The 10,384-nt window shown below is 41.8% G+C and carries 3 protein-coding genes; 1 reads left to right on the top strand and 2 read right to left on the bottom strand.

Going from position 1 to position 10,384, the window contains the following annotated elements; genetic code table 11:
- The coding region (locus tag R7P69_RS06165; RefSeq protein ID WP_318121501.1) for a hypothetical protein at positions 1-8,122 on the bottom strand (8,122 nt) is incomplete at its 3' end.
- A gap of 253 nt (positions 8,123-8,375) precedes the next feature.
- Here R7P69_RS06165 and R7P69_RS06160 point away from each other — a divergent pair.
- Positions 8,376-9,350 (top strand): M23 family metallopeptidase, encoded by a 975-nt coding sequence (locus tag R7P69_RS06160; RefSeq protein ID WP_053349235.1) that lies wholly within the window; start codon positions 8,376-8,378, stop codon positions 9,348-9,350.
- 339 nt (positions 9,351-9,689) lie between these two features.
- On the opposite strand, the gene R7P69_RS06155 is transcribed toward R7P69_RS06160, so the two are convergent.
- Entirely contained in the window at positions 9,690-10,328 is a 639-nt protein-coding gene (locus R7P69_RS06155; RefSeq protein ID WP_005373432.1) for a CatB-related O-acetyltransferase, read from the bottom strand.
- Positions 10,329-10,384: the final 56 nt, after the last annotated feature.

Below are 10,384 nucleotides of genomic sequence, written 5' to 3'. Positions count from 1 at the left end.
TGCCCGCTGAGTTCGTCCCCGTCACCATCACGGTATAAGTGCCGTTGGTTTGGTGACTCATATCAATCGCGTCACTGCTCCAAATGCCACCGGCTTGTACCGTTGCGCTGCTGCTTTTCAATACCGTCGCGCTGCCTTGGGCTTTCACTTCAAGACGCAGGGACTGACCGTCAAAACGTGTCGACGTGCCTTCGAATTGTAGCGTGGCGGCATGCGTTTCATCCACATTGCCCACTGGCGTGATGGCTAAGGTTGGCGTGATCGGTAATTCGTGAGCGGTGTTATCCTCACCTATGTTGCCAGTCAAATCTTTAAATTGACTAACAACCAAGTCGACACTTAACAGCGCGGTGCTCGGAACTTGTACATCACCAACCCAGACCTTTTTATCTGCCGTTGCTGACAGAGAACTAATGCGATTGCCGCCAAGCGTAGCGGTCGCCTCTTGGAGCTCTTTATCAAACTCAAGCGAGACACTCACGCTTTGCCCCACGCTCTGATGCTCGGGGTTAAATGTCACATTGGTCAGTTTTGGTAAGGTTCCTTCAACCGCGATACTTAAACTGCTTCCTTTTCCAGGAATGGTGTTGATACTTTGGTAGCTATCATCCTCTACCTGTATTGTTATGTTTTTATCTTGCTTTTCTGGGCTGACATAGTTAACCGTCCACGTAATATTGTCTGAAGTCGACCAAGTATCTTGTTTTAACGTTCCTGTTACACCGCTATCACTAGCGACAAGATGGACATCTGAGATATCAAAGTTCGTAACTTCTTCTGTAAAGTTAAACGCAAGCGTAATCTCTTCGCCTCCAAAAAGAGGGGCGCTTGAGGCGGTAGAGATACTTAGCCCGGGAACGGTTGCCGCTTCCACATGCGCGTCAATAGAACTTTCACTCTTGTTATCCACCTTGTCTGTTGCTGCCACCGTGATCGTATGATCGCCTTTCGGTAACAAATAGCTTATGACATAAGGCCCCGCTTCGGTTGTCGGCTCAGTAATAGCTTGAGGAGCCACTGTGCTACCACCACTCACCGCTTTTGACGTGACGAGATTTAAATTTTTATCTGTAATGTATGCACTAATTTCTAGTTGATACTTATCGTTTGTCGGCACCTTAGAGATTTGATTAGCACTTAAGCCCGAAATACTTGGAGCGTCATAATCAACAATAGATTCGATAACCTTTCCATCATAACTTTTGCCTAGTAATTCAAAGCTTGTATTCTCTCTTCCAACTGAGTCCGTCACTGTCACTTTAAGGGTATATGCCCCTTGGTTATCGACGGCAAAGTTCATCATTCCATTACCACTAGATGAGATAACATCACCTGAGTAACGCAAGGAATCACCGAGGCTTGGAATAAGCTCCACAGAATATTGTGAAGCTTTCACTCTTTCTCCTTCCACCGTAGATACCGTAAACGGCTGGCTCGCCTTGGTAAAAAACAGTTTGCCCCCCTGCAAACTCGTAATCCCATCGAAATCAATCGTGACTTTAGGAACACTAATATCAATGACTTTTCTGATGTCTGAATATAGCCCAACACTATCTGTCGCTTTGATATCAACCGTGATTGAACCACGCCCCTCTAACTGAGATTTCGGTAGTTCAAAGTACGTAGATGAACCATTCCCATCCTCTACTCTTTCTTCTTGATAACTCGGGTTTAAAACCGAGTAGTTTACTTTTTCGAGGCTGCTACCAGTGTCCGTTATGTCAAAACGAAAACGAACATTATCAGGATTTGTTGGCGATTCGGTTACGATAATCTCATCGCCAACACTTGGAGGTGTGTTGTCAACTTTAATATCAACGGTCGCTTCACCGACTCTCGACCACACATCCGTTGCAGTAATCGTTGTCCTGATCGTTTTTCCATCCGCATCGCTAGGAAGTTCACTTGTAAATGTTGAACACTTGTAGGTTGGATCATCTGCACACACCTCTAATTGTGCAAACTTCTCCGGATTATCTTTATAGTTGTAGGATTCCGTTCCAAATCTGGCCATCACATTGTCTAGCCTAGAGTTTTCATACAGCTTAATTCTGAACTTGGCGACAAGCTGCTGACCATTAATGGTTGTGTTTCCAACCGGATCAGTAATTTCAACGACTACCGAACCTTTAGGTAATTCAAGCAATAGATCGTGCTCTGGCGTCAAGTTTCCTGCTAAATCAGATAAGTTCTTGATTTTGTATTCTTGAGTTGTACTCAGGCCATCAATAATATCGGCATAGGATTCAGAATACGTACACTTGATATTTCCAACACCTTTGGCACAAGTCGTTGGTGTATAAGCTTTGTTGCCAAGATTACGAACCAACTTTGGATATTCATCTGAACTTTCGGTATTCACGCCTGATAAAGCATCATTAAAAGAGAGCTCAAATGTGAGCATCTTCTTCTTCAAAGCTTCATCAAACCAAACATCACTTCCTTTAAAACTGTATGAGTTACCATCTACGACTGTCGGTGCATCAATATCCACCATCGAGAAATTGAACTTGTTGATCGTTTCACGCCCATTTGTACCCAAGGTTTTAGTGATCAAAGTAACAGGTGCTTTCGTCATGTTTTGCCCAACATTGACACTACAACTGTAAGGTTCTTGCGATACGTTGATAACACCAGAAGTTGGTTGCTCATTAGTTGGTGGCGCATCCAGAGAGTTGTATTCTTCACGAACCCAACACTCTAACGTTTTGGCCTTGACCGCACTCAATGTAGTAAAGGTGACATCAAGAACACCATCAGATAAGTAATTTTGGAAGTCCAGCGGGCTTTCAACTGTTAGAACCACGCCTTCACGCTGTACGCTAAAGGTTTGGTTTACTTTTCCAACCTTTCGGTCTTTTTCATCAAGGTAACGAACTTTGTTATAAACTTTGATATCAAGTTCATAATTACCATCTTTGGCAATTTGTGTAGAAAGCAACGTTGCAGTCCAAGTGCCATCTGCGGTTTCTGAGAACGTAAAGTTAGTCCCGTTTTGCTCTCCAGAGAATCTATACGTTGAGTCAATTCGATCAACGCCACTATCATCAACAATATCAAGCGTAAGTACGATATTCCCATCTTGATAGATGGTGTTGTTTGTAATTGGCGTTCCATCCGTGTAACTCATCGCCAGCGTCACCTGCGGGATTGAGTTGTACACTTTGACGGTAAAATCTTGCTCATCACTGGTTAAGGTTGTGTTGCCACGAACATCAGACCCTTTTAAACGAATCTTGTGTGTACCCGTACCTAAATCACCAAGGCTCACTTTGAGATCCTCATTGATTTTTGTACCAGGAGAGCCAGGTAATGGTTCCAGATCGCTAAACGTCCAATACACTAGGCTTTCTCTATTTACGCCATTAATTGAAACATCACCGTTAGCATTTAGGTCTAGCGCCGTTAGGTCAAAGACATAGTTACCTAAGTAGTAGTCATTCGCATTGAAACCACTTAATCCTAATGTTGGCCCATCACGATCAAGAATAACCTTGTGCGTGTTAGAACTAGACTCAAAACCATATATATCGGTTGCTTTTACATACAATGACGTTGTTTTTTCATCTTCAGAAATGTCTATTTTATCTGTGTCACTCTTGATAAGAGACATGACAAACGCTTTAGATGAATCCGTTGGCACAATTGTCTTAATTGGCGAATCTTTACCACTTTGATACAGCGAGACTTGCTCAAGGTCTGAATCGTCTATTACGGATTTAAATCGCACATTGAACTCACGCCCTATGACATAGTTCTCTTTAGACAATGTGTCTTCAACCCAAGGCGTGTTTAGGATGATTTCAGGGCCTTTGTTATCGACTTGGAAGGTAAATTTCCCTGTTGTACTAACATTGGCAGGGTAAGCGTTGTCCGTCGCAGTGACGTAAAACTCATTCCATTCATCGTAATCAAATGCTTTTGAAACCAGTTGGACTTTGACGTCAGGCTGTTCACCAACTAGGTATGGTACGTCACACTCCTCTGTTAGAGGGTCACAGCTTTCTAATGTCAGAGCCTGACCAGATCCGCGGCGCAAATCTATTTTTACGTTATTGCCAGAGCTTAACGTCCCCCAATCAATGACAGGTGTCCATTGGTTATTACCACCTAAACGGCTTTGAACCTGCTCACTTTTTACAATAGGAGCTTCAGAGTCGATACGAATATTGAATCTCGGAGCGGTGCTAGTTAACTCTGAAACGGAGTTACCTAAGTTGTCCTCTGCTGCGGCAACAACTAACCAATCTCCATCACCAGGATAAATCGTAGAGCCTTGATTTGAACAAATCTCTCCCGTACATAGTTTGACTTTAAACGCGTCTTTCGAGTTACTTGCAAAGTTTTCTGGTGTGTATGTTACTTTTTCACCGGTTTGCTGGTAGAAAACAAGGCCTCTCGAGGCAAGCTTATCACCAACAATATCCTCAACCTTGAAGGTTAATTCATGAGTATTGTTCGCATTTAAATAAATACCGTTTTCTACAGGTTTACCATCGACATCATTGGGTGGAAGGTAACTGGCCTTAGGGAAATCGTTATCAATAAACACCGATTCTATAAACGGAGATTTACCATTATAACCATACGCATTGCCATGTGGGTCCATAGCACTGGTCTCCACGGCAAACTCTATAATGTCTTTTAGTTCACTAGACTGGGAGTTAAGGGTGAAGAAGTACTCTTTTCGATAAGCATTGCTGTTGCCTGAGTTTTCTACGATGTTGATGTCCAGTGGTATTTCAATATTTGGCTCATTGGCTTGATACCACATCGTGCTAAACTTCGGACCGTAAGCGTCGGTTCCTACAATACCAGAAGGATCGTCTAGGACAATTTTAGAAACAACCTCGCCAGCGATATAAAGCCTATTACCAACCATCGTCTCTCTACCGCTTTCAATGGTTAATTTTGGCTGCGGAGGCAAGGTATCGATACTGCTACCCTCTGTATCAAAAATGTTCTTACCATTTAAGTCAGGATTAGCCATCGAAATATCATCAGCATAGAGCTGCGCGATATTGGTCTCAATACCGTATTTGCTCGCCATGATTTCATAATAGGATTGCGCCAGATCTTTTCGGTAAGTTTCAGCGCCAAACGTGTAAGAATCGAGCGTAACTTGACTTCCTCCGGCCCCTATACCATTTGCTTTTCCATCGTAGCTAAAATCATCGTAAATAGCAGATGCAAAATCTAATGAGTTATTTCTTGGCATTCTCTCGGCAATACTATCAATTGCTTCAACAAGGAATCGGTGTAGATAGTCATTTGATGGCTTGTCTGGAATCGCTTTAGTCGTAAGCATTTCATTGGTTGCATAAGACACAACCGTTGGGTCAAACCCAAAGAATGAGTTGTTATTCGTACCTGATAACGCGTAGCGCACCTCATCAAGAATTTGAATCGCACGTTCTGAAGTTTTCTCTCCCGCTGTCACTTGATCCCACTGGAAATCAAACAAACCAGTCTGATATGTCGATAGTTCAGTAATATAGTAAGTTTGAGAACCTTTGAGCTTAAAATACACACCAATATTGGCCTTGTTTAAGTCAACCGTTACTTTCTTGGTCCCTGGATCTCTTTTCCATTGGTAATAGTATGGCTCACTACCTTCGATACCAATTAAACGAACACGCATGAAATCATAATTCACTACGTCAGTTGTGGTTTCACAGCTCGCTACGTCAAGAGCCATAGACTGGTCACTTTCCAGTTGCTGGATAGTGGTACAACTTGCAAGTGAAGTGAATTCACCACTTGGGCTCAACCCTTCAAGTTGAGCTCGCGCACCAATAAATGGTGTCACCACTTTTATGGTTGGTAGGTCAAAGCTACTTCTAAAATATACTTCTCTTGGAGTGCTTTCGTTATCAGACTCATCGACGGTTTGAATGACTAACTTTTGACTACTGTTTTCTGATACCGATTTAAAGCTGTCACCCAAAATATCTCTTACAAAAGGAATGTAATAGATGACATCCTCTACTCGCCCATTGCTATCTAACAGCGTTTCGTGCGGAATTTTTGCGATGTAATCGTCATCTGATGCGGTTGTGTCAATAACTTGCTGAAGTGAGTAGTTGTTATCGTTGTTTTGGCTTACGTAGTACTTGACGACGAGCTTTAGCTTATTAGCGTTGGAGCCTAAAACCGTATCGGTATTTACGTCTGATACTTTCACACGAACATAAGGGATTTTATTCTCTTTCAATAAATTAGCGTTGAAGTTACTAAAATCTATCCCTTTTAATGAGCTCTGAATCCCTAAACTTGCGTACGCATAGTCAATCTTCAGGAAATCGCGGCTTGCTTGAACATTGTCTGGGGTGTACGTATCTTGAGAGTAGATACCATCGTAAGTGGTTCGTTCACCATCTAAACCCACATTTACGTACGTCATTGACGTACCTTCAGGATAGGTTATCGTCTGTGCTGGCGCTTGATCGTCACGACTTACTGCATGCTGCGCAGAGCCCGTATTGCCTTTGCTATCCTTCGCTCGAACCTCAAAGACCGTCGTAGATAGGAATTCATCAGTTGGGTAAGCCTTACTAAACTCACAAGCATTTCCAGACTCTACAGTGACAGGAGAACATGTGACGCCCTCATGTAAGCCATCTTTAAATGAAATACTGACAGAACTAATCTCTTGCGAGCTTTCTTTTACAACCCCTTTCAGAACGTATTCTTTAAGTTGGTTATTAATTGCACTCGCCGATGTAATATCGATAACAGGCGCATCGTTATCCCATTCAAAGTTGATATGAAGACCCGAATGGCTGCCTGGAATTAACTCATTACCCAGTACATCCGCTGTATATAAGACTAACCGTGCTGCTGTTACGTTTGAGAGCCCTGTGGCAGGGTTCATATCTACACTATCGATCTCTTTAGTATTAATGTTAACTTTAACGTTGGTCTCTCGAAGGCCAACTTCAAAATCATCAAATTCAACCGAACAGAATGTGCTTCCAAAATCTTGTATGTCGTTACATTGAAATTCACCAGACCAAGAGCCATTAATCTGATACTGAATAAAGGCGGATACGTCTTCTACACCGATATCATCAACAATTTTTAGGTCAACTTTATCGGTGCCTGCAAGTACATCACGGTCAATGCGTGTCACGATAGGCGCTGTGGTATCAATCTCCGTCCCATCTCGCGGTGGAATGATGCCATCTGTACTGCCATATGTACCTAAGTCATTAAGCTTCTTACTAAAGTCGACATAGTCGGCAGCATCAGTACCAGAAATATTGATACTTGGGTCGTTTACCACGATCAAAACGTGCTGAGATAAGTCACGTGTGTAAACGTCGCTGTTTATCTTTTTCTGTCCAAAGCTGAGGGGAGTCACTGCTCCTGAAGTCTTGCTCACTTCAAGACCATCAAGAACACCATCTGCAATAACATCCCGATATTGGATGTCAGCGAAGTGCATCGAAGTGTAGACGTTATCGCTGTTGCCGTATTTTTTTATAAGATCGTAAGAGTAAGACGAGTATGCTGTTAATAAAGCGCCGTATTGATGCCCAGTACTAGCAAAACTGCTTTGCCCACCTTTGGTAATATCAATAGGTTTGGTCTCATTTACGTCAAAACCATACATGCTATTGATACTATCCAAAGCAGTTGAAAAGGCACTCTCATCTGTGGCCCCCTGGGAAATTTTGTACTTTGCCAAGCCTGCTGCCAAGTTCGACAGCGGAGTAAGCATTAACTTTTGCTCACTCCCCTCTTTAAAGTTCACAACACCTTCAAATTTAAGTGTCTTCGCATTACTCACAGATACCGTTTCATTTGTAAACGGATCGGTATAACTCCCCTCTTTTGCAACAACAAAAAGAGGCATTGACGAAGATTCAAACTCTAGCAGATAGTTTCCGAAGGCATCAGACGTTGTGTTAGCCAACTTCCGACCTAAGTTTCCATTTTTGAACTCGAAAACCTCAATCTTGGCGCCATTGACTGGGGCGTCAAACACCATACCGGAAATGCTTCCTTTGCTTCTAGCTGGCGGTGTGTTGTCTCCTCCATCACCACCACCACATGCACTCAATAAAAGAGATGTAAGCGTAAGACCTAATGTTAATTTCAGCGTATTTTTAGCGAACATAGTAATTTGGCAAAATATATTTTCCCGAGATTATATTATTGAAAAATATTTTCTCAACGTGACATTAACACCAACAAAATAGGCATAAACACCAAGCCAACCGTCACTTTGACTGAATTATTAAAATTATTCTTACATCCTATAATTATTAACTTAGTTAAAACAGAGGAATTACTCATGCTTTAATGCTAGTTTTTATTTAAAATATTATACTCTACGCACAACTGTCAGTATTGATAAATCAACAAAACTAATGACTATTTTAATAATAAAAAGGAGTGTGCAAGCTCCTACCGTAGCCCTTATCACTACTGCGTTAATCATATTGATTAGCGTATCGCTTTCTCACTACTTCCTCACTCCTGTGGATAGGCTACCTACCATCAAGCCTTTAGAATTCGAAAGTAAGAATGTGCAGCCACCAATTAATAAGAATACTCGTAGGCAAAAAATCACTATCGGTGTTGTTGAATACTCTTTTGTCGCTTCATTATTAAAATCAGGAGTGAGTCAAAAAGAGATCAACTTGCTATTAGCACTTATCAAAAGCAAGTTTAATATTATTGACTCTATTAAAAGAGGTGATAACTTTATCTTAAGAACTAAATTAAATAGTAAAAATGAAACTTACATTAGTTCTTTTTACTATTTAGGCAGTAAAACTGATTTATTTATTATCAATGATGGTCACGGTAACGTATTTGATGAGCATGGTGTGTCGATAAATAATCAGTTCATGTTTTCTTCACCCTTTGATAAAAACTACAGAGTGAGCTCTGACTATGACTTAAAGCGAACACATCCAGTGACCAATATAACGACTCCGCACTTAGGCACTGATTATGCCACACCTGTAGGTACACCGATTCGTAGTATTGCTGATGGCATCGTTTTAAAGTCCCGCTACAACCGTTTTGCCGGCAACTACATTAATATCCGCCACACAAATGGCTCTGTATCACGCTACCTACACTTATCTCAGCGCAACGTCCATGTTGGTGAGAAGATCAGCCGAGGACAAGTGATAGGGAAAACGGGTAACACAGGAAGAACAACAGGGCCGCATTTACATCTTGAACTGCACATCAATGGTGTTCCGGTTGATTACGAGCGATACATTCAAAGGCACCCAAACACTGACGTAAATATAGAAATGCTGATTGCAGCGAGAAAAGAAAAAGCAGAGTTAACAGCGGAATGGCAACGGTATGAGCAGTCAAATAGGTAACAACAGCCACTTCGATTCGCTCTTTCTTCATTTATCTGAAGCGAGTCCTCGTAACCTTCTGAGCGCTTCGTAGTCTGTCGCCACTAACCAATTTCAGGATCAAAAAGAGCCGCTACATGCGGCTCTTAATGATTATAATTTCCCGATATTCCATCGGTTTCCCCTTTACCAAACACGTTGTCCTCTTGTTCTTGAACGCAAATGGTACGCGCCCTATCATGTTCACGTAAAAGATCAATAAAAGAATAAAATGATTACTCATTGTATTGGCTAGATATCTAATACAAAGAGGCCCAACAATACCTCTTTCTTACTTTCTAAACAGTGACGCTGTCACGATTATGAGTGGTTTCTATCATATTCAGCGCTTGCCTTTCTCAGCCCTTCTAAATCGTCTGAACATAAAAATCTCTTCAGGCTGTCGATTTTCTTATCAGGCCAATCATATATCCTAAGAGCAAGCAGTTCGTCTATCGTCTCTCGAGAAAAGCGATATTTGACATGCTTAGCTGGTGACCCCGCAACCATGCTGTAAGGCTCAACATCTTTCGTCACCACACTGTTTGCCGCAACGATTGCTCCTTCTCCGATAGTCACACCCGGCATTATCATGGATCGCATACCGAGCCAGGCGCCATCGCCAATATGAGTATCTCCTTTCCCGACGTACGCTTCTTCAATAAAGTCCATAAATGGGTACAAGGAGAACCAATCAGCTCTATGTGTACTGTTTCCCCCCATAACAATGACAACTTCCGCTGCAATACAGACAAAGTCACCTATATGTAACTTATCAATCTTCCATTTTGGTTCCCAATCTCGGCTGAACTCATCGCCTTGTAGATATCTTACAACAGACTCTTCAAAACCGGCGTCCCAACAATCACTGTAATAACTATGTTTACCTTTAATCGTTATATTTGGGTTCGTAACAACTTCATGTAGCAAAGTCACCTTAGACCAATGCTTAGTTTTCATGAATACTCCTATAAATACTATCTAATAAAACACTGTAGATAGTATGTATCTAAATA

Source organism: Vibrio sp. 661 (assembly GCF_033339315.1).
GTDB classification, from domain to species: Bacteria; Pseudomonadota; Gammaproteobacteria; order Enterobacterales; family Vibrionaceae; genus Vibrio; species Vibrio alginolyticus.
Note: the sequence above shows the minus strand (reverse complement) of the source record. Positions and strands in the feature narration are given on the sequence as shown.